Genomic DNA, 21,982 nt, shown 5'->3' on the forward strand with positions numbered 1-21,982 from the left:
AGAGGCCCAGCCAATCCAACAAAGTATAGCCCAATCGCCTGTACATGAATCGCAAGCATTTTATCAGGACGTTAGCACTAGGAGCAGTAGGTATGACAAGTTTATCAGCATTCAGCAAATTCACCAGTACCCTTCAGGAAGATGGCGCCCTGATGCCGGTACTGTTCATCGGTCATGGAACGCCCATGAACGGCATTGAGGACAATGAATTCAGTCAGAAATGGAAGTCTTTAGCCAAAGAAATTCCAACCCCCAAGGCTGTGCTGGTGGTATCGGCACACTGGCTCAGCAAAGGCACCCGCATCACGGCCATGGATTTCCCGAAGACCATCCACGACTTTGGCGGCTTCCCGCAGGAGCTGTTCGATGTACAATACAAAGCACCCGGCGACCCTGCCCTTGCCAAGGAGACAGCCTCCCTTTTCACATCAACCGATGTGGAACTGGACCACGACTGGGGACTGGACCATGGTGCTTGGACCGTTGTGCGCCATATGTATCCCGAGGCCTCTATACCTGTGCTTCAACTCAGCATTGACTACACCAAGGGCCCGCAGTACCACTATGACCTGGCAAAGGAACTGACTCAACTCAGGCGGAAGGGGGTGCTGATTATGGGAAGCGGCAACATGGTGCACAACCTCCGGATGGTGGCCTGGGACCGGCTCGACGACAAAGAGTATGGCTACGACTGGGCCATTCAGATGAACGACACCTTCAAGGACCTCATCAGCAAGGGGCATCACGATAAACTCATCCATTACGAGAAGCTTGGAAAAGAGGCACTGCTGTCTATACCTACGCCTGAGCACTACTGGCCCTTGCTGTATACCCTCGGCCTGAAAGGCAACCAAGACGATGTCTCGTTCTTCAACGACAAAATAGTGGGCGGGTCGCTTACCATGACCTCCGTGAAAATAGGCTAATACCCCATACCTTCATTTTCCAAAGCGAGTGATTTCTGCAGCCATCTGACTAAGGTGTGCGTATGCCTTGAAGGTAAATAACGCAGGAAGGAGAAGGAGTTTTCCTTCCGTTTACGCTAAAAGATTCAAGCATATGGAATACAGAAGATTTGGCCGCACAGGCTGGCAAGTAAGCGAGATAGGGTATGGCATGTGGGGGATGGCCGGATGGACGAACTCAGACGACGCTCAGTCGGAACGCTCGTTGGACATCGCCGTGGAAGGCGGTTGCAATTTCTTCGACACGGCCTGGGGCTATGGCAAGGGAAAGAGCGAGCAAATCCTGGGTCGCCTGATCAAACGCCACCCTAACCAGCGGCTGTATGTGGCGACCAAGATTCCGCCTAAGAACATGAAGTGGCCCTCCAAGCGGGAGTATAAGTTAGAGGACTGCTTTCCTGCCGACCATATCATTTCCTATACCGAGAAGAGCCTGAAAAACCTGGGGCTTGAGACCATTGATTTGCAGCAGTTCCATGTCTGGGAAGATAACTGGGCGGAGCAGGAGGAGTGGCAGCGGGCCGTGGAGAAGCTGAAAACCGAAGGCAAAATCCAGCACATGGGAGTGAGCGTGAACCGCTGGGAACCAGAAAACGTGTTGAACACGCTGCGTACCGGCCATATCAGCAGCGTGCAGGTCATCTACAACATCTTCGACCAGGCCCCTGAAGATGCGCTTTTCCCGCTGTGCCGCGAACTGGACATTGCGACTATCGCCCGAGTGCCTTTTGATGAAGGCACGTTAACAGGCACTTTCACCTTAGAGACCACTTTCCCAAAAGAGGACTGGCGCAGCACCTATTTCGTGCCCGAGAACCTGCAGGCCAGCGTGGCCCATGCCGACCGTCTGAAGCCCCTTATCCCGGAGGGCATGACGATGCCCGAAATGGCGCTGCGGTTCATCCTCAGTAATCCCGATGTGAGCACCACCATACCAGGCATGCGCAAGCCCCAGCATGTGCAATCCAACCTGGGCACCAGCGATGGCGAAGGGCTGCCGCAGGACTTACTGGTAGAACTGAAACAGCACCGCTGGGACCGTGAACCTACGGCGTGGTCGCAATAGTTAATCAATCTTCTGTATTCCCTGCACAGCTATACTTGATTTCAACACTTACAACTTGAAGTTTTATTCGGACTAAGATTGAGGGAATCCCTGCCGTTCGGTTTTTCTACTTTATATTGGCAGGTAGGGCGGCCATAGCGTCAGGAGTCATAATCAAGGAACACAGCAGACACGGTTCATGTACGATTTATTCTTTCAGAAATTCAACGAGAAAGTGCAGTTGACGGGGGAGGAGCAGGTCCAGATTCTGGACCACCTCACCTTCAAGAAGCTCCGCAAAAAGCAGTACCTTTTGCAGGAGGGCGATGTCTGCAAAGCAATTGCCTTTGTTGAGAAAGGGGCTCTGCGGGCTTACTCGGTGGACGAGAACAGCGCCGAGCACATCATCCAGTTTGGGCTGGAAGGGTGGACCATCGCGGACCTGTACAGTTTCCTGACCGGGGAACCGGCCACTTATAACATCGATGCCTTGGAAGACTCCGAGCTGGTGCTCATCAGCAAAACCGCGCACGAGGAACTGCTGCAGACCATGCCCAAATACGAGACCTATACCCGCCTGAACATTACCGGCGCCTACCTGGCCATGCAGAGGAGACTCACCTCCATCATTGGCTCCTCCTTAGATGAACGGTACCAGGATTTCATCGCGCTATATCCGCACATTGCCCAACGCGTGCCACAGCACATGATCGCCTCTTACATGGGTCTCACCCCCGAAACGCTTAGCCGCATCAGAAGGCGCATCTCCAAAAAATAGATATACAGTTCCATACCCTGAAGCCTTGATTTGAGTCAAGGCTTTTTCTTGATTCCGCGCAATGTGCTGGGCTTTTCGTGTCCGTACCTTTGTATTGTTACAAATAGAAAGGAATCAGATGACACAAACTATAGCCATAATAGGAGCTTCCGGAAACATGGGCTCCGCCCTAGCCAAGAGCCTCTCGAAAGGCGATTACCGGCTACTGCTGTGCGCCAACAACCTAGACAAGGTGCAGGCAGTGGCGGACGAAATCAAACGCGATAACCCTGCCGCCAATGTCGAGGCGCTGGATTGCACAGTGGACGCTTCCTGGGAAGCCGACATCATTATTGCAGCGGTTCCCTACGCTGCCGAGAAAGAGGTAGCAGAGAGAATCAGACAGGTCGCCAACCAGAAAATCGTCATCAGCATCGCCAATCTGGTGAATGAGAGCTTTGATGGCGCGGTGACGGCACCCAATACCAGCGCGGCCGAAGAATTACAGAGATTACTGCCTAATTCAAAGGTCATCAAGGCTTTCAACACAACATTCGCAGCCGACTTTGCCACGCCCGTTATAGATGGGAAGCAGGTGGATGCCTTTGTGGCGGGTCAGGATGAAGAGGCGCTGCAGACAGTTTCGGAACTCGTACGCGTAGCCGGCTTTAACCCCATAGTGGCGGGTGACTTATCCGTTAGCCGAACTCTGGAGCACATGCAAATCCTGCTAATGCAACTGACCCTGAAGTATAACTACAACTGGCTGGCCGGTTGGAAAATACTGCACCAATAAGCTTATAATTTATATTTCAATTCATCAAAAAAACCAAAATTCACACACATGAAAAGAATATTCGTAATCATTTTCGCTTTCTTATCCCTTTCGGCCTTTACCACATTGAATGGCACCTGGACGAATGATGACGCACACTCCCAGCTGACCTTCACTGTTTCTCACCTGGGTATAGCCGATGTGACGGGTACGTTCAATGATTTTGATGCCACCATCACCTCCACCAAGCCGGACTTCAGCGATGCATCCATTGAATTGAAAGCCAAGACAGCCTCCATTGACACACGCGTGGAAGACAGAGACAAGCACCTCAAGAGCCCTGACTTCTTCAACGCTGAGAAATTCCCGGAGCTGACCTTCAAGAGCACCGCCGTGAAGAAGACAGGCAAAGACAACTACAAACTGACCGGCAACCTGACTATGAACGGCGTGACCAAGCCCGTGACGTTGGATATGGTATACAAAGGAACCGTGGAGAACCCAATGAGCAAGAAGCAGACAGCAGGATTCCAGGTGACTGGCACCATCAAGCGCTCTGACTTTAACCTCGGCAGCGGTTTTCCGGCTCCTATGATTAGCGACGAAGTGCGCATCAAAGCAGACGGTGAGTTTGTGCAATAATCTAAACAAAAGTGCAGAAAATGAACAAGTTGATAAGCGTAAATCAAAGTCCATCCAGCATAGATGCAGCCCTACTAATCAGTAGGGTTGCCGTTGCTACCTTGATGCTGACGCACGGTATACCTAAGCTGGTCATGCTACTATCGGGAGAGCCGGTACAGTTCCCAGCGGTGCTGGGTCTAAGTGCGGAAAGCTCCCTAGCCTTGGCAGTGTTCTCCGAGGTGATTTGCTCTCTGCTGATACTCGTTGGCTTAGGCACGAGGTTAGCCACTTTGCCGCTGATTGCAACCATGTTGGTAGCCGTGTTTTATGTTCATGGTGCCGACCCTTTCGCCAAGCAGGAATTAGGTCTGCTATACCTGCTGCCTTACGTCGTGCTCTTGCTTGCGGGCAGCGGCAAATACTCCCTCGATTACCTGTTACAACAGAAGTCTGGGCAGCTTGCCACCAGGCAGTTGGCAGTAGCCGAATAGGCGCTGTTGACTTCCCGGCAGAGGCAGCAGGGCGTCAGGTATAGCCTGCGCATGCACATCTCATAAGGTTTTCATATATAAACCAACCGCTTCCTCAAGAATAGGAGTATAATCTTCTAAAGGAAATAACCATGGAAAACAAGATACTGGGCCTGCACCACATCACGGCGATTGCCGGTATGGCCAAGAAAAACCTCGACTTCTATACCAAAGTACTGGGCCTGCGCCTGCTCAAGAAGACCGTGAATTTCGACGACCCGGGCACCTATCACTTCTACTTCGGTGATGAAAAAGGAAGCGCTGGCACTATTCTTACCTTCTTCCCCTACGAAGGAGCCCGCCGCGGGAGTGCCGGCACCGGCATGGCCACCAACATCGCCTACGCCGTGCCAGATGGCAGCTTCGATTTTTGGTTAGACAGGTTTGAGAAACACAATGTCATCTATAACAAGCCCTCAGAGAAGTTTGGGGAGAAGTACCTGACTTTCTTGGACCCCGATGGGCTGAAACTGGAATTGGTTATACCTAAATACCAGGATAATAGGAAGCCGTGGGAGACCGACGGGGTGAAAGCGGCGGTAGCCACCAAAGGCTTCCATGGGGTGACGCTGACGGTGCAAAACAAGGAAAAGACTGCGCAGGTACTGACGGATATTTTCGGCTACGAACTGCAGGAAAAAAGTGGCAACCGTTACCGTTACACCACCGACGCAGTGGACACGGCCAACATCATCGACCTGACGGAACTGCCGAATGAGGCGCGCGGCGTTGGCGGGGCGGGCACGAACCACCACATCGCCTTCCGTGTGAAGGACGAAGAGGTGCTGATGGGTTTCCATGGCAAAATCGCTGTTCTAGGTTACAACATCACCAACAAGATCGACCGCAATTATTTCTATTCGCTCTACTTCCGCGAGCCGGGCGGTGTGCTTTTCGAAATTGCCACCGACAACCCGGGCTTCGGTATCGATGAGCCATGGGATAAACTGGGCTCGAGCCTGCTGTTGCCGCCACAGTACGAGCCACGCAGAGCCGAGATAGAAGCTGTGCTGCCCAAAGTAGATTGAGTCCGAGCAAGGCGAGATTTTACAATACAAATAGGTAGAAGGAGAATACGTATGGAAGCATTTGCCATCACCCGCCTGTACGCCGACGAGAACGGCGACAGCCGCTTTGAGGATTTTTTGCAGCCCTTGGACCCGGAAGGAGAGATAGGATTTCTGTCTGAGCCAGAGGTGGCCGATAGCGTCATCTTCCGTAAAGTGGTCCCTTCCTACGACTACGACTTTCACAACGCTCCCGCCCGCCAATACATCTTTCTGCTGGACGGCGGAATCGAGATAGAGACATCGCTGGGCGAAAAGCGGCGTTTTGAAACGGGGCAGGTGCTACTGCTAGAAGACACCACGGGCAAGGGCCACAAGACGCGCAACCTGCAACAGGCTGTTCGCAGCTCCGTTTTCGTGACGCTGAAGGAAAAGCCCTAAAGCAGAAGCGCTATACCTAAGACAAACAGAGAAGACCATGTACACACATCAGAAAGACGTAAAGACGAAGGGAAAGCCGCTGTCAGAGACCGGTAAAGCACTGATTTTGATACACGGCCGTGGCGCCACCGCTGAGAGCATACTGGACCTGGCCTCGCACCTGCCGGTTCAGGATTTTAGTTTATTTGCTCCGCAAGCTACCAACCACAGCTGGTACCCTTATAGTTTTTTAGCTCCGCAGGAGCAGAACCAACCAGCGCTGGACTCCGCCCTGGATAGGCTCGATGAACTGGTGAAGAGCATACTGGAACAGAATATAAAAACGGAACACCTATACCTGGCTGGTTTTTCCCAAGGCGCCTGCCTTACCTCAGAATATTCCTCCCGTAATGCGCAAAGGTATGGCGGATTGCTTATTTTCACAGGAGGACTCATTGGCCAGCACTTGGACACTGGCAACTACAAAGGCGACTTTGCCGGAACACCCGTTCTCATCACTACTGGTGACCCAGACCCGCACGTGCCCGTGAGTAGGGTAGAGGAGACAGTAAAGGTGATGGAGAAGCTGGGCGCCAACGTGACCAAGAAGGTATACCCAGGACGCCCGCACACGATTCTGCAGGAAGAGCTTAACTTAGCTAAGCAGGTACTGACGGCACCACAAAAAGATTAGTACCATGGAGATAGAAGTGAAAAATAATACCGACCAACATCGCTTTGAGGCAGAAGTAGCAGGCAAAACAGCCTTCATCGAATATGAAGCTTCCCCAGGCCAGATTAAGTTACTGCACACCGAGGTGCCGAAGGAGCTTGGAGGCCAAGGTATAGCTGGAACCATGACCAAGCAGGCCCTGGAGCAGATAGCTGCTCAAAACCTGAAGGTAACCCCACTGTGCCCTTACGTGAAGGCATACCTGAAAAAGCATCCGGAATACGATTTTCTGGTGAAAAAGTAAGCAGGGAAGGTTAACGTTGACTGCTTTGCAGGTTCATCGCTATACCTGAACCAAAACGCTTCTTTCAATGCGTCAGTAAGTTTTGAGATGATGGCTTACGAAGAACTCTTCCATTTGCGCACCTTGGATGGCCATGCCAGTACACGTCCGTTGGAATTGAAGTACTACAACATTTTCCTGTTGGAAGGCAGCGGCACCATCAGCGTCGATTTCGTAGAGTATGCATTTCAAGGGAGAGTCGCTTTGTTCACATCGCCCTACCAGCATATACTTTTAAACGGTACTCCTGATTTGAGAATTGAGCAGCTCTCGTTCCATGGAGATTTCTACTGCATTGAGTATCACAAGCAGGAGGTTGCCTGCAACGGCTTGCTGTTCAACAACATCTACAAGCAGCCCTTCATCCCCCTGCACGACGGCGAACTGCACACCATCTTTAACCGGATACGCAGCGAAATAAAGCAGAACCAGCCCTTCTCGGAGCCCATCCTGCGCACTTACCTGCAGCTTATTTTAGCCTTTTCAAGTCGTACCAAGCTGCAGATGCAATCCCTGAAAGTCGCCGAGGCCCCATCAGGTATAGAACAATTCAAAGAGCTGCTGGAAAAACACTTCCTGAACAACCGCACGATAGACTTTTATGCAACTGAGTTGGCGCTGTCACCAACCACGTTTGCCAAAAGGTGCAAAAGTTACTTTGGCAAATCGCCCTCGCAGCTCATACAGGAACGAGTGGTGCTGGAAGCCAAGAAAGAACTCCACCTGACCCGCAAAAGCGTCAAAGAAGTGGCTGCGGCCTTACGTTTCGAAGATGAGCACTACTTCAGTCGTTTCTTCAAAAAGCACACCGGCGTCTCGCCTACCGTCTTCCGAGAGAAGGTGGGCATCTCCATTGTGGCGGATTCGTCCATGAGATAGCGGAATCTGTCCATGGCGACTGGAGAAGGTAAAAAGTAGCTTTGTGCTATGAAAGATACATTCCAACGACTGCTCCATACCCTGGCACACGCACAACGACTCTTCATTCACCTGCTACGGATTTCGATTTTCATTGTGATGGCCTGGATAGGGGTATTGAAGGCTTTTCAGTATGAGGCGGACGGCATTGTTGCCTTTGTGGCAAACAGCCCGGTCATGAGTTTTTTCTATACGAAAGACGCACCTGAATACGCCCAGTACAAGAATAAGGAAGGGGAGGTGGTTCCGCGGAACATAGCCTGGCACCAGGAGAACGGCACCTATGTTTTTTCTTATGCCCTAGGCACTGTCATCGTCATAATCGGCTTGCTCACGCTGGGCGGTTTGTTCCATGCTGGCATAGGCTTGATAGGAGGCCTGCTGACGGCAGGCATGTCACTGGTCACGCTGTCATTCCTGATGACTACACCCGAGGTATATGTGCCTGATTTAGATGGCCCTGACCATGGCTTCCCGTTTCTTTCCGGAGCCGGAAGGCTGGTGCTCAAGGATGTCATCATGTTGGCTGCCGGCCTGGTTGTAGCCTCTGATGCAGCAAACAGGTTGTTGCATCAAAAGAAGACAATACCAGCGGCAAAGGAGACAGCCATACCCGCATAGCATGGGTGCAGAAAGCCTAGCCTTTCTCTATGTCATTTCTGACAGCTGCACAGTCTGTATCAGCGGCTGCACTACCGCATCAGGAATTTGAAATTATCCAGGTTCTTCAGGGCTATACCTGTTCCGTTCACAACTGAGCGAAGCGGCGTGTCCACCACATGGATGGGGAGCTTGGTTTTGCGGGATAGGCGCTTGTCCAGGCCGCGCAGCAGCGCGCCGCCGCCAGTCAGGTAAATGCCAGACTGATGGATATCAGAGGACAATTCAGGTGGCGTCATCTCCAGGGTGAGCAGCACAGCCTCTTCTATCTTGGTCAACGAACGGTCCAGGCAGGAGGCAATGTCGTGGTGCGTAATAGAAACCTGTTTAGGCAGTCCGTTCATCAGGTTGCGGCCTTTCACCGCATACGGCGCTGGCGGCTCTGACAAATCATCCAAGGCAGCGCCTACTTCCAATTTAATTCTTTCGGCGGTGCGACGGCCAATGAGCATGCTGTGCTCACGGCGTATGTACTCCAGGATGTCCTCGTCAAAGTTATTACCGGCAATCCGAACAGATTGTGCACAGACAATACCACTCAGGGCAATCACGGCTATCTCGGTCGTGCCACCCCCAATGTCAATAATCATGTGGCCGGTCGGTTCCTGCACGTCCAGGCCCATACCAATGGCGGCGGCAACAGGCTCGTGAATCAGGTATACCTCTTTGGCTCCGGCAATGACGGTAGAGTCCCTTATGGCGCGTTTTTCCACCTCCGTTATACCTGCTGGCACGCAGACCACCATCTTGTAGGAGGGAGAAAGCCCGAATTTGCCGCGCTCGCTCAGCTTCAGCATACCTTTTATCATGTGCTCAGCCGCATGGAAATCAGCAATCACCCCATTCTTGAGCGGCCTTACAATGCGGATGTTCTCGTGTTCTTTCCCCACCATCTGCTCTGCCTGTCTTCCTATCGCCACTACTTCACCGGTTGTGTAGTTGAAGGCAATGATGGATGGTTCATCCACTATCACCTTGTCCTGGTGCAGCACCAGAAAATTGGCCGTACCGATGTCAATGGCAATGTCCTGTTGAAGAAAATTAAAAAAACGCATATGCTGGATTAAAAAGGTATGGAAGCAACTCCATCGGTTATAGGCCTATAAGCCTGTGTATGAATTCGTGCCAAGGCATGTTGGTACAGGCCACGGCACTTTGGTATGGGGTGATTTGAAGCCGGGAGTCCGGCTTACCTGTTGAAGTCCTTGGGAGAGGTCAGAAAGCAAAGGCAATACCCATTCAACTCATCCGATAACGAAACATGATGAGATGCTGCTACAAAACCCGTAAGCGGCTTTAGGAAATGGAAAAGTATGGAGCAGAATGGTAACAAAAACAACCTTCGTTTATACCTCAAAGTACGCCATTGCTAGGTTAAAATGCAAGAGATAAGATGCCAGCTTTGAAGGAATGTAATCTTTGCTCAGTATATTAAAATTGTACTAGGCTATCTTTTTCATGACAGCCGTTTCCTGGCTCAACGCAGGCGTAAGGAAATGCCTGGTGCGTCGCCATCAACCCTATATCTTGTCGGCCAGCTCGTCAATCTTGGCTGCTACAATGAAGTCGTTTTCCGACAAGCCTCCAATGGCGTGGGTATAGAGTTCCACTACGACTTTGCCCCAGGCAATGTGCAGGTCAGGATGGTGCCCCTCGTCCTCGGCGATGGCGGCCACCTTATTGGCGAAATCCATCGCTCCTTTGAAATCAGGAAAGGAGAACGCTTGGCGCAGTTTCTTGCCCTCCACCACTTCCCACTTGCTTTTAAGTTGGCAGGTGTAGCTCCCGATTGACTCCCCTTCAATAGCAGGTATACCGCCCTCGCATGGTACGCATTTTTTATCTGTAAGTGCCATGGTGTATTTTCTTAAATGATGAATGCCTTCGATAGTGTACAGTTAACGGACACCCATACGTAAAGAGCTGGTATGAATGAAGTCATATTTTGGTTTTCATATCGCTTGAACCGAGCCCGGGGTATGCTGAGAGCGAAAAGTAGCTTATGTATACGTTCCCTATCTAGTAAATTTTAAATCATGAAAATGCACTCAGTTTGTTAATGAGGATAAGAGCACAGAATCAGTGTTTTAACTTTGTATTTAACGCTCCCTCAACCACTCTGATTAGCCTCACCCCAAGGTTGGTGCATTGGGTTATGTCCAACAAGCTGTTATATTGCGTACTAGACTCCGAGAGGAACTTTACCCATAAGTTTATATAACTGCCATGAGCCTAGTGCCAGAAGTTGTTTCACCCAAGTACGACAATAGGTTACCAGATGATTATTACAGGCTGCTAGTCGATAATATAGCCGACTACGCCGTATTCATGTTAGACCCTACGGGGCACATCATCTCCTGGAATATCGGTGCTGAACTGATAAAGCAGTACAAAGCGGAGGAGATAATCGGGCAGCACTTCTCGGTTTTCTATACGGCGGCGGATATCAATCGGGATTATCCAGCCACTGAACTCAAAGAGGCTCTAAAGCACGGCAGGTATGAAGACTTGGGGTGGCGCGTCAGAAAAGACGGAACCGTTTTCTGGGCAAATGTCATCATCACCCCGATGTATGACAAAGACAAAACACTGCTTGGCTTCTCAAAGGTCACCCGCAACCTCTCGGAAAAAAAGAAAGCCGAGGAAGACTTGCAACATGCCTATCAGGAACTGAAGGAGAGTGAGGAGAAGTTCCGCCTGCTTATTGAGGGGGTGCGCGACTATGCTATCATCATGCTCGATTCGGCTGGTAACATCGCCAGTTGGAACGAAGGCGCCAGGAGGATGAAAGGGTATGAGGCGAATGAGATTATCGGAAAGTATTTCTCGAAGTTCTACAGCCGTGAGGATATAGAAAGGGGTTTCCCGGAGTACGAGCTAGGACAGGCAAAAGCGAATGGCAGGTTTGAGGATGAAGGGTGGAGATACAGAAAGGACGGCTCCGCCTACTGGGCCAACACCGTGCTCACCGCTGTGCGAGACGCGCAAGGGCAGCTGTTGGGCTTCTCTAAAATCACGCGTGACTTAACAGATAAGAAGAAACTGGAGCAGCAACTGTACCGGTCAAATGAGGAACTCAAGGAAAGCGAAGAGAAAAGCCGCCTGCTGATAAACAGCGTCAGGGACTACTCCATTTTGATGCTGAGCCCCGACGGCATCATTATGAGTTGGAACGAGGGAGCAGAGCGCATCAAAGGGTATGAGGCGAAAGAGGTTATCGGGAAACATTTCTCGGTTTTCTACCCGCGGGAGGCTGTTGCGCAAGGCTTTCCTCAGTTTGAGCTGAAAACGGCGTTGGCCAACGGTCAATTCGAGGACGAAGGCTGGCGTATCCGGAAAGACGGCACCGCCTTCTGGGCGAATGTTGTGCTTTCGCCTATTTACAACCAGAACAAACGCCTGCTTGGCTTTGCTAAAATCACGCGCGACCTGACCGAACGCCGCCGCAACGAGGAACTGATGCGGCGCAACCTGGAGCTGGTGAGAATCAACAATGAGCTGGACAGCTTCGTGTATACCGCTTCACACGATTTGAAATCACCTGTCATCAATTTGGAAGGGCTGTTGATTGCACTGAAGGAGGACTTGGGCGCTGATGTTGGGAAGCACGAAGCACTGTTCCGAATGATGGGAGGCGCCGTTGAGAAGCTTAAGAAAACGATAGACGATTTGTCCGACGTGACAAAGCTGCAGCAGGACAAGACAGCGCCTGAAGAGGTAGATATTCCTGCCATGATAGAGGAGGTAAAAGAAACCCTGAGCAGCAATATCCTTTCGAAGTCAGTGAAGATTACTACAGCCACAACAGGGTTTGAGTCGTTGCGGTATTCCCGCAAGAATGTGCGTAGCATTCTGTTCAACCTGGTGTCGAACGCCATCAAATATGCCAATCCAGCCAAAACACCAGAAGTGACCATCAGCACCTCCGTGGCTGACACAGGTGAGTTTGTATTGTCAGTAGCTGATAATGGTTTAGGTATATCAGAAGGACAGAAAAGCAAAATCTTTGGCATGTTCAAACGCGCCCACGACCATGTGGAAGGCTCAGGCGTTGGGCTATACCTGGTGAAAAAGATACTGGATAATACCGGTGACAGGATAGAAGTGGAGAGCGTCCAAAGCGAAGGTTCTGTGTTCAGGGTATACTTCAAGCAAGGACCAGCACTACCTATTGCTGCTGCCAATAACCAAGATTAAAAGAAGACTTACCATCGGGAGCATAATTTATATTGTGGCCAGGTATAGGATGGCTATAACTGTATATTTACTATATACTTCACCATAGTATCAATGCACCTCACTCCATACGATTAGGTACTTACTACAATCCATAGTTCTGGAACAACCAAACCAAAAGTATAACTCGCTTGCTTCCGAATAGGAGTGTGATTCACAAATTGAGCAGCGAGAACAGCAGCCAGTGGGTAGAAGCTAACAGCCATGGGGCTTCGTAAGGAAGCATCTTTAATTTGAAAATATTCGAAAATCAGCTTAAATTTTAGCTGTATTTGCTTCCAGCTATACCTTATATGTGCGTATACTTCAACCAAGGTATACCTAAATTGCTGGAGTTCAAGCCATAGTCAGGATTCTATTGTTTGCACAAAGATACAGCACGATTAAAGAGCATAAATGCTCCCGTGTAACCAAATAAGAATAAATGCTTCCGTATGGCCTATAGCCCTTCTTCGCAAGAGGAGAAACAAAATCAGCAATTTAGCTTCCAATCCGTTTTTGAGTCTCAAGCGGGTCTTGTTCTTGTGGTTTCGCCACAACTCATCATACTGGGGGCTACAGACGCCTACCTGCGTGAAACATTGACTCATCGGGAACAGGTTATCGGAAAATATCTTTTTAATGTATTTCCAGATAATCCAGAAGTGCCGGAAGGCGAATCAAAGAGTATCAAGGCATCCATTGAAAAGGTACTTTCAACTGGAAAGCAGCATCAAGCAGGAACACTCCAATACGATATCCCCGACCCCGATAATCCTGGACAATTCTTACAGCGCTTCTGGAGCACAACCAACACTCCTGTGCTAGACCAGGATGGGAAAGTGACGTGTGTAGTACATGAAACGGTCAATATTACGGACAGCGTAAAGGCCCAAGCGCTGTTAGAGGAAAGTAGGAGAAGGGAACAGGAAGCCCTGGCGGACGCACAACAGCAACGCCTGCGCCTGGAGCGCCTGTTCGAACAGGCACCCGCTGCCTGTGCCATACTGGAAGGGCCAGACTTTGTTTACAAAGTGCTTAACAGTGCCTACCAGCAACTCTTCCCAGGGCGCCAGATGATGGGCCTCTCGCTGTTCGAGGCATTGCCGGAGCTAAGAAATCAGATTGTGTATGATATCATCCAGAATGTCTACCAAACAGGCGAAACCTTCGAGGGGAAAGAAATCCTGATTCCAGTGGCTCGTTATGAAGGGAAACCAGTAGAAGATATCTACTGGAACTTCATTTACCAGGCCTTATTTGATGCACAGGGCAAGGTGAACGGCATATTGATTTTTGCATTGGATGTGACGGACTTTGTTGAGGCGCGCAGACAGGTCGAAAATACTGCTGAAGCCTTACAAAACTTAAACCAGGAACTGGAGCAACGGGTTGAGCGCAGGACTAAGGAGTTACAACTGGCCGAAGCCGAAGCAGAATGGCAGAGTAAAAGGCTCACCGACTTGTTTATGAGGGCACCAGCAGCAATCTGCATTCTGGATGGTCCTGAGTTAGTCTATGAACTGGTCAATCCAGGCTATGCAATGCTTTTCCCGGGCCGCGTTTTGCTGGGTAAACCTATTTTAGAGGCCTTGCCTGAAATAAAAAACAATCCTGTTTACAAGACATTCAGGCAGGTATACGAAACGGGGCAAACGCACGAAGAAACCGAAATGTTTATACCTATCGCTCGCCCTGGAGATGGCGTGCTTGAAGACAGGTATTTTCGCTACATCCAACAAGCTCGCCACAATGAAGAAGGTATAGTAGATGGCGTAATCGTTTTTGCGCTGGAAGTTACTGAGCAGGTTGAGGCTCGAAAAGCAGTAGAAGCGAGTGCAAACCAATTGCGGCTTGTCACCGACTCGTTGCCGGTGCTCATTGGCTACCTTGATAAAGAACGAAAATACCGTTTTACCAATAAAGCTTACGAAAAGTGGTTCCCAATAAAGGCTAGTGACCTAATCGGGCGGTACGTAAAAGACGTGGTGGGCCAGCAAGCCTATGATAATACAAGCGCGTACATGGACCGGGCGCTCTCCGGTGAGCGGGTCGACTTTGAGGCCTCTATGCCATACCGTGAGGACTTTAAAAAACATATTCAGACCACCTATGTACCTGATGTACAGAACGGTGAGGTAAAAGGCTTTTATACACTGGTAACCGACATTACAGACCAGGTAGAAGCACGCAAGGCGGTAGAAAAAAGTGAGCAGAAAGCTCTGGCATTGGCTGAAGAACTAGCGGCCATAAACCTGGAACTACAAACCGCGAACAAAGAATTGGGCGCAACCAACCAACGCCTGACGTACACCAACATTGACCTGGACAACTTCATCTACACCGCGTCACACGATTTGCGGGCACCGATTTACAATATCGAGAGGCTTCTGGAAGAACTGTTATTGGAGCTTTCTGCAGAAGACTATCAGCAGAGTGAAGTGAAATACATCACAAGTATGATGCAAGAGGCCGTAAACCGCTTCAAGAGAACCATCTCCAGCCTTACAGAAATCACTAAACTACAGAAAGATGAAAATCAGGAAACAACATCTGTAAACCTGTCAGAATTAGTAAGGGAAGTGGTGCTTGATTTAGAGAACAATATAAGAGAATCAGGAGCACAATTGAAAGTGAGTATGGACGAAGCTACTTCGGTCTCATTTTCAAGAAAGAACCTGAGGAGCATCATTTACAACCTTTTGGCCAACGCTATAAAGTACCATCATCCAGAACGAACTCCAATTGTTAAACTTGCCAGCCACCAGGAAGAAGAGTACCTGGTGCTGACTATTGAGGACAATGGCCTAGGAATGAGCGTCAAGAACCAAGGTAAACTGTATACCATGTTCAGGCGCTTCCATGACCATGTCGATGGTTCTGGTATTGGTTTGTACATGGTGAAAAGAATCGTTGACAACGTAGGCGGCAGGATTGAGGTAGAAAGTGAAGAAGGTATAGGAACTATTTTCAGAGTTTACCTGAAGGCAAATAGCCTATAGGTTTGACTTCATTACCTAGAATCCAGAGAAACGCCTGTGATTCAGAAAAAAGCATTTGTAGCAATGCTTATCCTTCTTGTGGCTAACGCATGAATACATTTCTTCATTACAATACAGAGTGGATACTCTATGTTGTGGTGACGGTACGCAAAATATGTTGGCGGTCTGTTCAACTTCAGGAAATCAATTTATCCCAAGGATGTTTTTACCTGAGAGAAGGAGAAACCAGGTAGAAACTTTCTAAAACTTCGGCATATTCTGCTGTCGCTATCCGTTAGGGGAAGCTATACCCCTTCTTCTCTAACCTTTCCCTTTCCATGCAGTATGAGATAAGAAGAATTAACCAGCTGTAAATTAACAGCTAAAAAACTATCTAAATGGGAATAACATTGGAACAGGCTGAAAAGGCCTTACAAGCAGCTAAGGAGAAAGCAAGGGAGTTGAACCTGAAAATGAACATCGCTTTGGTAGATGCAGGGGCTAACCTGGTGGTATTTGCCCGAATGGATGGTGCTTGGCTCGGCTCGATAGATATTGCCATCCGAAAGGCCAGAACAGCCCGCTATTTCGATATGCCTACCGGCGATTTGGGACAGGCCTCCCAACCGGGCGAATCCCTTTACAACATAGAGCATTCCAACGGCGGTTTGATTACCTTCCCAGGTGGCCTTCCTATACAAGACAGTTCTGGGCAAATTATAGGTGCCATTGGGGTATCTGGCAGTACAGTCGAGAATGACCACACAGTAGCTGAAGCGGGAATCAAAGCTGTGCTATAGTTCCTAGGAACAGGGTGGATTATACTTGTCAGACTAGTCGAATAGAAAATATGCCTGACTTTCTCTTCTCCGAAGGCAGTGTTTAGATTGCAATGAAATCGGCAGCCTTCGTATCCTTTTATACTGGACGCCACGGTAGCAAATTATATCCGCATTACGTAGGGAAAGCCGAAAGACGGACCTTCTGTAATGAGGCAGTATAGAAACGAATTTCCTAGTTTGATTGAAGCTTGGTGACAACCCATCATTAATTGCACGCATGAGAAAAGCATTTGATGGGGAAAAGAAACGATTATGTCAGTAACGAACAATACTATTTGGACCTTTGGTCATTCAACCAGAAGCCCGGAGGAATTCGTGGCGGCGCTAAAGTCGTTTCAGATTGAGGTGCTGGTGGATGTGCGTCGGTATCCTGGCTCTAAAAAGTATCCTCATTTCAACGTTTCCGCCTTAGAGACCTATCTACCCGAATCCGGTATCAGCTACATACCTGAGCAAGGGTTAGGCGGCCGTCGAAAACCCAGGCCCGATTCACCTAATACTGTCTGGAGAAGCGACTCCTTCCGTGGCTATGCTGATTACACTGAAACTAAGGACTTCGAAGAAGGAATAGCCAAGCTGACGGGAATAGCTTCCCAAAAGCGAACCGCCTATATGTGCTCTGAAGCCGTGTGGTGGCGGTGCCATCGGGCCATCATCTCAGACTACCTTAAAGAAAGAGGCTGGATTGTCATGCACATCATGGGAGAGGGAGTAGCCAAAGAACACCCTTTCACTGCGGCCTACCTGCAGACACATCCGGTAAAGGTATAGCACTGGAAGGTTTATTCTCTCAATGTGTTTCAAAGCCAAAGGTACCTCTCATGGTGCTAAATGATGGAAATTTGACGTATTCCAATCTAGCAGGAGGGAGGGATGTATGAAGTGTGTCCCTTTCATGTTAATAGTGATAGAGCTGAAACCGGATATTTTTTCTAATCAAGTATTTCACATAGCACAAAAATCCACTGGCCAATTCATTCTGATTTAGAGGATTCCAATTACCCTATCACCCTTTGCAGATAATATGTTAATCTTATTTGAGCGTATAAATAGGACTACCATGGAAATAATTGCTTAGGTAGAATCTAAAAGTAGTTACAATCAAATCACAATAGAAGATGAGTACCAGAGCAAGAGACCAACAAAAGAAACAGCGCCAAAAAGAATTTAAAGAAAGGAAAGAGCATCAGGAAGCTCTTAAGGTTGCTGCAAAAAAAGCCAAACGCGATTCAACAGGAAAAGAGGATGAAGTTAATCAAAAGCCAATAACCGAAGACTAAACCAGCTCTATGATGCTGTATACTTTATACTTCCACGGTGACAGAGCAAGTAGTTATTGTACAGCTGTAGGAAATGATTGGGGAATTTTTTGAACATTGCTTAAGGTCGTACTTCAAAACAGGAGGCGTGTATTATTTAACTTTGTAGTATAAGTATGCTACGGTATGAAGGCAACACACAAAGATATTTTTGAACGATTGAGGGAAGGCGAGATAATCAGACCAGATGATTCGCAGAGCAGCAGGCTGCTTGAAGCATCCTACGCTGCGATAAAGCTGGTTCAACAAATGAATAATTCCAGCAATCCCGAGGAGATTCGAACTATGTTGAGTCAGATTACTGAAAGTGAAATCGATGCATCAACGGCTGTATTTCCACCTTTATACATCAATTACGGGAAGAATACGAGAATCGGGAAAAATGTGTTTGTCAACTTTGGATGCACTTTCCTGGACCTAGGCGGCATTACCATTGAAGATAATGTGATGTTGGCGCCTGGTGTAAAATTGCTTTCAGAAGGTCATCCGATAACTCCCGAAAACAGGCAAGCGCTTGTTCCAAAACCCATTCACATCAAGAGAAACGCCTGGATTGGGGCGAATGCAACGATTCTGCAAGGGGTTACGGTTGGCGAAAATTCCGTGGTAGCGGCAGGTGCAGTGGTTTCCAACGATGTGACGGATAATACCGTGGTAGGAGGTATACCTGCCAAACTTATAAAGACAATTGACTAGTAATATTTAGATTGGCTCCGCACTCAAATCATATTATTTATTGGAGCATGAAAAGAATCATATTTTGGTAGTTGCCTCCCTTATGGTTTTGGGATAGGCTTATGATGAAGCAAGCGTAAAAGCCGAAAGAGACTGATAGAGCCAATCGATATCTTTTCCGCTAAGCGATTATAAGTGCAGAAGCGATTTAAGTACAACTTGTATGGCTGCTTTCTTTCAAATCACAAAACTATTATCCATAGAGTAGTCATGTGAAATCGGGTACTGTATTCATACAAGTCCGTTATCGTGAATATTTTCAATGGTGTCTTAAGTGCAAAAAAAGCCCCTCAGCGTTAACTGAGAGGCTTACTAGTAGACCGAAGGATGGAATTATCGAACCTTATCCACATGGACTTAGCGGCTTTAGCTGAGTATTTGAAAACAAGTTAGCGTCGAGATTTTTATTGTGTTTTACTACCTGATTGCTTCAGGAACCTTCTTCTTAGAAGAGGAAGCAAACTTTGTGACGGCTACTTTGTCTCCAATTGTGATAGTCAACAAGTCTTCCCCCATTTCCAAGGCTCCATCATACACTTTCTGTGTTCGGCTTATCAACTCTGCTACGGTAGGAGGTGGTATAGTGGCATCCGTAGTCAGGAGAACAATGTGGGAATAAACGGCCAGCTTTGGCTTTACCTGCTTGAATACCCTGCCTGCCTCTTCGGGTGAGGTATGGAACCCCAGTATCTGCCTGACAAGTGCAGATGACTTGCCTGGCTTGTCAGGAGCTGCCGCCACTTCTTGGATTATCACATCTGCGCCCTTTGCGAATCGTACCAGGTTCGCACTGTAGCGGGTATCGCCTGAAAGGATAACGGAACGTCCTGCATAATCAATCCGGTACCCTAAGGCAGAGTCGATGAATGTGGCATGATTCACCTGGAACGCAATGACTTTAATGCCATCCTGTTCATAGATGAACCCCTCCTCAATGTCTTGGGCATTGACCTTGGCGCCGTCTTCCGCTTTGTTTTTCTCCTTGCTGCGTGTCTGGATATCCCAAGCGAATGCCTTCTCCAGGTGAGCCATCATGTCTTTTGTGCCGGCAGGCCCCCACACTTCCAGCGGCGTGGCCCTTCTCCCATACGCGGCCGGTATCCAACCGGTGAGCCACACATCCGGGATACCCACCACATGGTCTGAATGCAGATGCGTCAAAAACAGTTTAGTTATTTGCCCTACTGGTATACCTGACTGCCAGAGCCTTTGGCTTGTGCCCCTTCCACAGTCGAACTACAGCTTGTAGCGCTGGGCTTCTACCAGAATGCTAGGTCCAAATCGCTCCATAGACGGAAGGGGTGCCCCTGTGCCTAACAAAGTGACTTTTATCTCCTGTGCCTTTGCTAGGGTAGAAGTGAAACAGAAGCCCAGCGCTACAAAAAAAGAATAATAGATTTCCCATTCATAATCCCGGATTAAACGAGTTCTAATAAAAAGGCATGAACGAGGTGTCTTTCTATATGAATTATTACTTACTGCTAGCCTTAAAACTGAAGCGATTCACCAAGACCAAAGAACATGTACTGGTCTCCGAAAACCTGCTTAAAAACAGAAAAGCCTAGGTGCCCTGTACAGTGAGCAGGAGCCACGCTTTTAACGGCATAATCTTTCTGCATACGCTTGGCCAGCTCTTCTATGTAGGCACGGTCGTAGGGAATCAGGTGGAAGCCTCCGGTCACCAAGTAAATGTTTTCTTTGCGTGATTTCAGAGTTTCTTGGATGATGGTTTCAATGGTGGAGTGTGAGCATCCAGCGATGATGATTTGCCCTTTGGGCGAAGAAAAAGAGGCAGACAACTCAGGCAAGCCAATGAACTGCGGATTGTCTGCATGTGGCGGGTATTTGATGAAGGTGCCCATCAGTTGAGATGTGGTCGGAACGATGGTCAGGCCAGGCAGCACCTCTTCGGCTTTGGTCAGATACACTGCATTTCCTCTCCAGAACCTTCCGGTCGGGACAGTCACCATGCCTTCCACTACCTGCTGCCCCCGGAAATACTGCTCGTCTTTTGGAAGTGTCTTGGCGACTGCCGTTTCAGCCTCACGAAAAGGGAACACGACCGGTGCGCCCAGGGAGAAGAAGTCGTTGGGTAGATAGATTCTTACGGCTGGATTTACACCGACCAGATAGTCCAGACCTCCCATATGGTCGTAGTGACCGTGTGATAGGATAGCAATGTCTATTGTTTTGGGGTCGATGTTCAGGGCTTCGAGATTTTGCCGGAAGGTTTCAGCATTAGTGCCTGCGTCAAATAATATCGTCTTTCCCTTATACTCGATGAGGCAGGAGAAGCCGAAGTCCTGCTTCAGCCCTGCTTTATCTGCACCGAATGCATCATATAGATTGATAAGTTTTATAGTAGTTGAATTGGGGTTTGGCTGGGCAATAGCTGTGAACCTAATCGTGTTGGCTACAAACATCATAAAGGCAAGCAGTATGTTTTTGTATCTCCCCATCTTTCGTTATTGTTCTAGTAGGCTTCTCCCTTCTAAAGGATTGATAGGTGTACGTAAATAGTTGTGAATAAATAAGTTTAAGTAGTTTTATTTACTGACTAGTTTAACAGTCTGCGGAAGCATCTAGAATTATATAGGTTGCAATATTGGCCTAGGTAGTAACCCAAGAGGGTATATATCGAACCAAAAAAGCCGCTTTTTAATAAATGAAGCGGTTTTTTTTGTTGTAGTAGACAAAAGTATTGATTTATCAAACTTTATTCACAGTGACTTAATAGCATTTCAGGATTACTTTTTAGCAGAAGACCAAAACTCGCTTTACAGTTAGCCCCTTTTGAATAGTCCCTAGTTTGTTCCTGTCTTCCTTGATATGATACTGCGTAGGCATACCTGCTACAAATTTAAGATATAGAATGGATACAGATGGCCTTCGAGAACTTCTGGACCAGAAAACAAATGACCGTTTTTCATTAGATGAGCAAACAAGAACAAGTTGCCACGGTGAAGCTGCAAGCTTTATTACGCAACTACCTTTACATTGAGTATAAGACACTGCATGATGAGTTGCTGGACAAGCTGACGGTCAAGTCGAAATTGCTTGAGCGTAAGCCGATGGTGATGCAGTTAACGACCAAGGTGCTGGGGTTTAGGGAGGCGTTTGTTAGTGGATTAAATCTTGGAGGTTAGCTTCTGTCTGCTTTCTTACTATGCATT

Annotated in this window: 22 protein-coding genes and 1 pseudogene; 19 read left to right on the forward strand and 4 right to left on the reverse strand. The window is 48.5% G+C overall.

Annotated elements, in window-relative coordinates:
• The first annotated feature begins 92 nt into the window (after positions 1 to 92).
• From ygiD to B051_RS0108160, 12 genes are all read left to right on the forward strand, one after another.
• Complete coding sequence (gene ygiD / locus B051_RS0108105; RefSeq protein ID WP_018477694.1) at positions 93 to 926, forward strand: 4,5-DOPA-extradiol-dioxygenase; 834 nt, start codon at positions 93 to 95, stop codon at positions 924 to 926.
• Positions 927 to 1,059: 133 nt separating this feature from the next.
• A complete protein-coding gene (locus B051_RS0108110) occupies positions 1,060 to 2,031 on the forward strand; it encodes an aldo/keto reductase (RefSeq protein ID WP_018477695.1) in 972 nt (323 codons plus the stop codon).
• Positions 2,032 to 2,209: 178 nt separating this feature from the next.
• On the forward strand, positions 2,210 to 2,788 hold the full coding sequence (locus tag B051_RS0108115; protein WP_018477696.1) for a Crp/Fnr family transcriptional regulator: 579 nt from the start codon (positions 2,210 to 2,212) through the stop codon (positions 2,786 to 2,788).
• Between the two features lie 118 nt (positions 2,789 to 2,906).
• Positions 2,907 to 3,563, forward strand: coding sequence for an NADPH-dependent F420 reductase (locus B051_RS0108120; protein ID WP_033316764.1), 657 nt, complete (start codon positions 2,907 to 2,909; stop codon positions 3,561 to 3,563).
• Positions 3,564 to 3,611: 48 nt separating this feature from the next.
• On the forward strand, positions 3,612 to 4,184 hold the full coding sequence (locus tag B051_RS0108125) for a YceI family protein (RefSeq protein ID WP_018477698.1): 573 nt from the start codon (positions 3,612 to 3,614) through the stop codon (positions 4,182 to 4,184).
• Positions 4,185 to 4,204: 20 nt separating this feature from the next.
• A complete protein-coding gene (locus tag B051_RS0108130) occupies positions 4,205 to 4,657 on the forward strand; it encodes a DoxX family protein (RefSeq protein WP_018477699.1) in 453 nt (150 codons plus the stop codon).
• Positions 4,658 to 4,788: 131 nt separating this feature from the next.
• A complete protein-coding gene (locus tag B051_RS0108135; RefSeq protein WP_018477700.1) occupies positions 4,789 to 5,724 on the forward strand; it encodes a ring-cleaving dioxygenase in 936 nt (311 codons plus the stop codon).
• 51 nt (positions 5,725 to 5,775) lie between these two features.
• Complete coding sequence (locus B051_RS0108140) at positions 5,776 to 6,144, forward strand: cupin domain-containing protein (protein ID WP_018477701.1); 369 nt, start codon at positions 5,776 to 5,778, stop codon at positions 6,142 to 6,144.
• 37 nt (positions 6,145 to 6,181) lie between these two features.
• Positions 6,182 to 6,817 (forward strand): alpha/beta hydrolase, encoded by a 636-nt coding sequence (locus B051_RS0108145; RefSeq protein ID WP_018477702.1) that lies wholly within the window; start codon positions 6,182 to 6,184, stop codon positions 6,815 to 6,817.
• A gap of 4 nt (positions 6,818 to 6,821) precedes the next feature.
• Positions 6,822 to 7,100 (forward strand): GNAT family N-acetyltransferase, encoded by a 279-nt coding sequence (locus B051_RS0108150; RefSeq protein WP_018477703.1) that lies wholly within the window; start codon positions 6,822 to 6,824, stop codon positions 7,098 to 7,100.
• 90 nt (positions 7,101 to 7,190) lie between these two features.
• Positions 7,191 to 8,018, forward strand: coding sequence for a helix-turn-helix domain-containing protein (locus tag B051_RS0108155; protein ID WP_033316811.1), 828 nt, complete (start codon positions 7,191 to 7,193; stop codon positions 8,016 to 8,018).
• A 48-nt stretch (positions 8,019 to 8,066) separates the two neighbouring features.
• The gene (locus tag B051_RS0108160) at positions 8,067 to 8,678 is read left to right on the forward strand and encodes a DUF417 family protein (protein WP_018477705.1); all 612 of its coding nucleotides are present in this window, start codon (positions 8,067 to 8,069) and stop codon (positions 8,676 to 8,678) included.
• Between the two features lie 71 nt (positions 8,679 to 8,749).
• Here the strand turns inward: B051_RS0108160 and B051_RS0108165 are convergent, their stop codons facing one another.
• Both B051_RS0108165 and B051_RS0108170 read right to left on the reverse strand, forming a co-directional pair.
• Positions 8,750 to 9,772: a rod shape-determining protein gene (locus tag B051_RS0108165; RefSeq protein WP_018477706.1), complete on the reverse strand. Its 1,023-nt coding sequence runs from the start codon at positions 9,770 to 9,772 to the stop codon at positions 8,750 to 8,752.
• 465 nt (positions 9,773 to 10,237) lie between these two features.
• Positions 10,238 to 10,573 (reverse strand): 4a-hydroxytetrahydrobiopterin dehydratase, encoded by a 336-nt coding sequence (locus B051_RS0108170; RefSeq protein WP_018477707.1) that lies wholly within the window; start codon positions 10,571 to 10,573, stop codon positions 10,238 to 10,240.
• Between the two features lie 370 nt (positions 10,574 to 10,943).
• Between B051_RS0108170 and B051_RS21965 the strand changes: the two genes are divergently transcribed.
• The 6 genes from B051_RS21965 to B051_RS0108205 all read left to right on the forward strand — a co-directional run bounded on the left by B051_RS21965 (position 10,944) and on the right by B051_RS0108205 (position 18,770).
• A complete protein-coding gene (locus B051_RS21965; protein WP_083919437.1) occupies positions 10,944 to 12,914 on the forward strand; it encodes a PAS domain-containing sensor histidine kinase in 1,971 nt (656 codons plus the stop codon).
• Positions 12,915 to 13,387: 473 nt separating this feature from the next.
• Entirely contained in the window at positions 13,388 to 15,934 is a 2,547-nt protein-coding gene (locus tag B051_RS0108185) for a PAS domain-containing sensor histidine kinase (protein WP_018477710.1), read from the forward strand.
• A 377-nt stretch (positions 15,935 to 16,311) separates the two neighbouring features.
• Positions 16,312 to 16,713, forward strand: a complete 402-nt coding sequence (locus tag B051_RS0108190) for a GlcG/HbpS family heme-binding protein (RefSeq protein ID WP_018477711.1) — start codon at positions 16,312 to 16,314, stop codon at positions 16,711 to 16,713.
• Between the two features lie 294 nt (positions 16,714 to 17,007).
• Positions 17,008 to 17,526 (forward strand): DUF488 domain-containing protein, encoded by a 519-nt coding sequence (locus tag B051_RS0108195; protein ID WP_018477712.1) that lies wholly within the window; start codon positions 17,008 to 17,010, stop codon positions 17,524 to 17,526.
• A gap of 347 nt (positions 17,527 to 17,873) precedes the next feature.
• Positions 17,874 to 18,035, forward strand: coding sequence for a hypothetical protein (locus B051_RS22405; protein ID WP_018477713.1), 162 nt, complete (start codon positions 17,874 to 17,876; stop codon positions 18,033 to 18,035).
• Positions 18,036 to 18,200: 165 nt separating this feature from the next.
• Positions 18,201 to 18,770 carry a DapH/DapD/GlmU-related protein gene (locus B051_RS0108205; protein WP_018477714.1) on the forward strand — a complete coding sequence of 190 codons (570 nt, stop codon included), beginning with the start codon at positions 18,201 to 18,203 and terminating at the stop codon, positions 18,768 to 18,770.
• A 456-nt stretch (positions 18,771 to 19,226) separates the two neighbouring features.
• Here the strand turns inward: B051_RS0108205 and B051_RS0108210 are convergent.
• Both B051_RS0108210 and B051_RS0108215 read right to left on the reverse strand, forming a co-directional pair.
• Positions 19,227 to 20,030 (reverse strand): annotated as a pseudogene (locus B051_RS0108210) (MBL fold metallo-hydrolase); the annotation flags it as partial.
• 266 nt (positions 20,031 to 20,296) lie between these two features.
• Positions 20,297 to 21,268: an MBL fold metallo-hydrolase gene (locus tag B051_RS0108215; protein ID WP_018477716.1), complete on the reverse strand. Its 972-nt coding sequence runs from the start codon at positions 21,266 to 21,268 to the stop codon at positions 20,297 to 20,299.
• Between the two features lie 474 nt (positions 21,269 to 21,742).
• Between B051_RS0108215 and B051_RS0108220 the strand changes: the two genes are divergently transcribed.
• Complete coding sequence (locus B051_RS0108220; protein ID WP_018477717.1) at positions 21,743 to 21,955, forward strand: hypothetical protein; 213 nt, start codon at positions 21,743 to 21,745, stop codon at positions 21,953 to 21,955.
• Positions 21,956 to 21,982 lie beyond the last annotated feature (27 nt).

The organism is Pontibacter roseus DSM 17521 (genome assembly GCF_000373265.1).
Lineage (GTDB): Bacteria > Bacteroidota > Bacteroidia > Cytophagales > Hymenobacteraceae > Pontibacter > Pontibacter roseus.

Bases quoted from the DNA above. Each gene is read 5' to 3' on its own strand.
- B051_RS0108130 (WP_018477699.1), top strand. From the start codon at position 4,205: ATGAACAAGTTGATAAGCGTAAATCAAAGTCCATCCAGCATAGATGCA.
- B051_RS0108185 (WP_018477710.1), top strand. From the start codon at position 13,388: ATGGCCTATAGCCCTTCTTCGCAAGAGGAGAAACAAAATCAGCAATTT.
- B051_RS0108145 (WP_018477702.1), top strand. From the start codon at position 6,182: ATGTACACACATCAGAAAGACGTAAAGACGAAGGGAAAGCCGCTGTCA.
- B051_RS0108170 (WP_018477707.1), bottom strand. From the start codon at position 10,573: ATGGCACTTACAGATAAAAAATGCGTACCATGCGAGGGCGGTATACCT.
- B051_RS0108190 (WP_018477711.1), top strand. From the start codon at position 16,312: ATGGGAATAACATTGGAACAGGCTGAAAAGGCCTTACAAGCAGCTAAG.
- B051_RS0108135 (WP_018477700.1), top strand. From the start codon at position 4,789: ATGGAAAACAAGATACTGGGCCTGCACCACATCACGGCGATTGCCGGT.
- B051_RS0108125 (WP_018477698.1), top strand. From the start codon at position 3,612: ATGAAAAGAATATTCGTAATCATTTTCGCTTTCTTATCCCTTTCGGCC.
- B051_RS0108220 (WP_018477717.1), top strand. From the start codon at position 21,743: ATGAGCAAACAAGAACAAGTTGCCACGGTGAAGCTGCAAGCTTTATTA.
- B051_RS22405 (WP_018477713.1), top strand. From the start codon at position 17,874: ATGAGTACCAGAGCAAGAGACCAACAAAAGAAACAGCGCCAAAAAGAA.
- B051_RS0108115 (WP_018477696.1), top strand. From the start codon at position 2,210: ATGTACGATTTATTCTTTCAGAAATTCAACGAGAAAGTGCAGTTGACG.
- B051_RS0108120 (WP_033316764.1), top strand. From the start codon at position 2,907: ATGACACAAACTATAGCCATAATAGGAGCTTCCGGAAACATGGGCTCC.
- B051_RS0108205 (WP_018477714.1), top strand. From the start codon at position 18,201: ATGAAGGCAACACACAAAGATATTTTTGAACGATTGAGGGAAGGCGAG.
- B051_RS21965 (WP_083919437.1), top strand. From the start codon at position 10,944: ATGAGCCTAGTGCCAGAAGTTGTTTCACCCAAGTACGACAATAGGTTA.
- B051_RS0108215 (WP_018477716.1), bottom strand. From the start codon at position 21,268: ATGGGGAGATACAAAAACATACTGCTTGCCTTTATGATGTTTGTAGCC.
- B051_RS0108160 (WP_018477705.1), top strand. From the start codon at position 8,067: ATGAAAGATACATTCCAACGACTGCTCCATACCCTGGCACACGCACAA.
- ygiD (WP_018477694.1), top strand. From the start codon at position 93: ATGACAAGTTTATCAGCATTCAGCAAATTCACCAGTACCCTTCAGGAA.
- B051_RS0108165 (WP_018477706.1), bottom strand. From the start codon at position 9,772: ATGCGTTTTTTTAATTTTCTTCAACAGGACATTGCCATTGACATCGGT.
- B051_RS0108140 (WP_018477701.1), top strand. From the start codon at position 5,776: ATGGAAGCATTTGCCATCACCCGCCTGTACGCCGACGAGAACGGCGAC.
- B051_RS0108150 (WP_018477703.1), top strand. From the start codon at position 6,822: ATGGAGATAGAAGTGAAAAATAATACCGACCAACATCGCTTTGAGGCA.
- B051_RS0108110 (WP_018477695.1), top strand. From the start codon at position 1,060: ATGGAATACAGAAGATTTGGCCGCACAGGCTGGCAAGTAAGCGAGATA.
- B051_RS0108155 (WP_033316811.1), top strand. From the start codon at position 7,191: ATGGCTTACGAAGAACTCTTCCATTTGCGCACCTTGGATGGCCATGCC.
- B051_RS0108195 (WP_018477712.1), top strand. From the start codon at position 17,008: ATGTCAGTAACGAACAATACTATTTGGACCTTTGGTCATTCAACCAGA.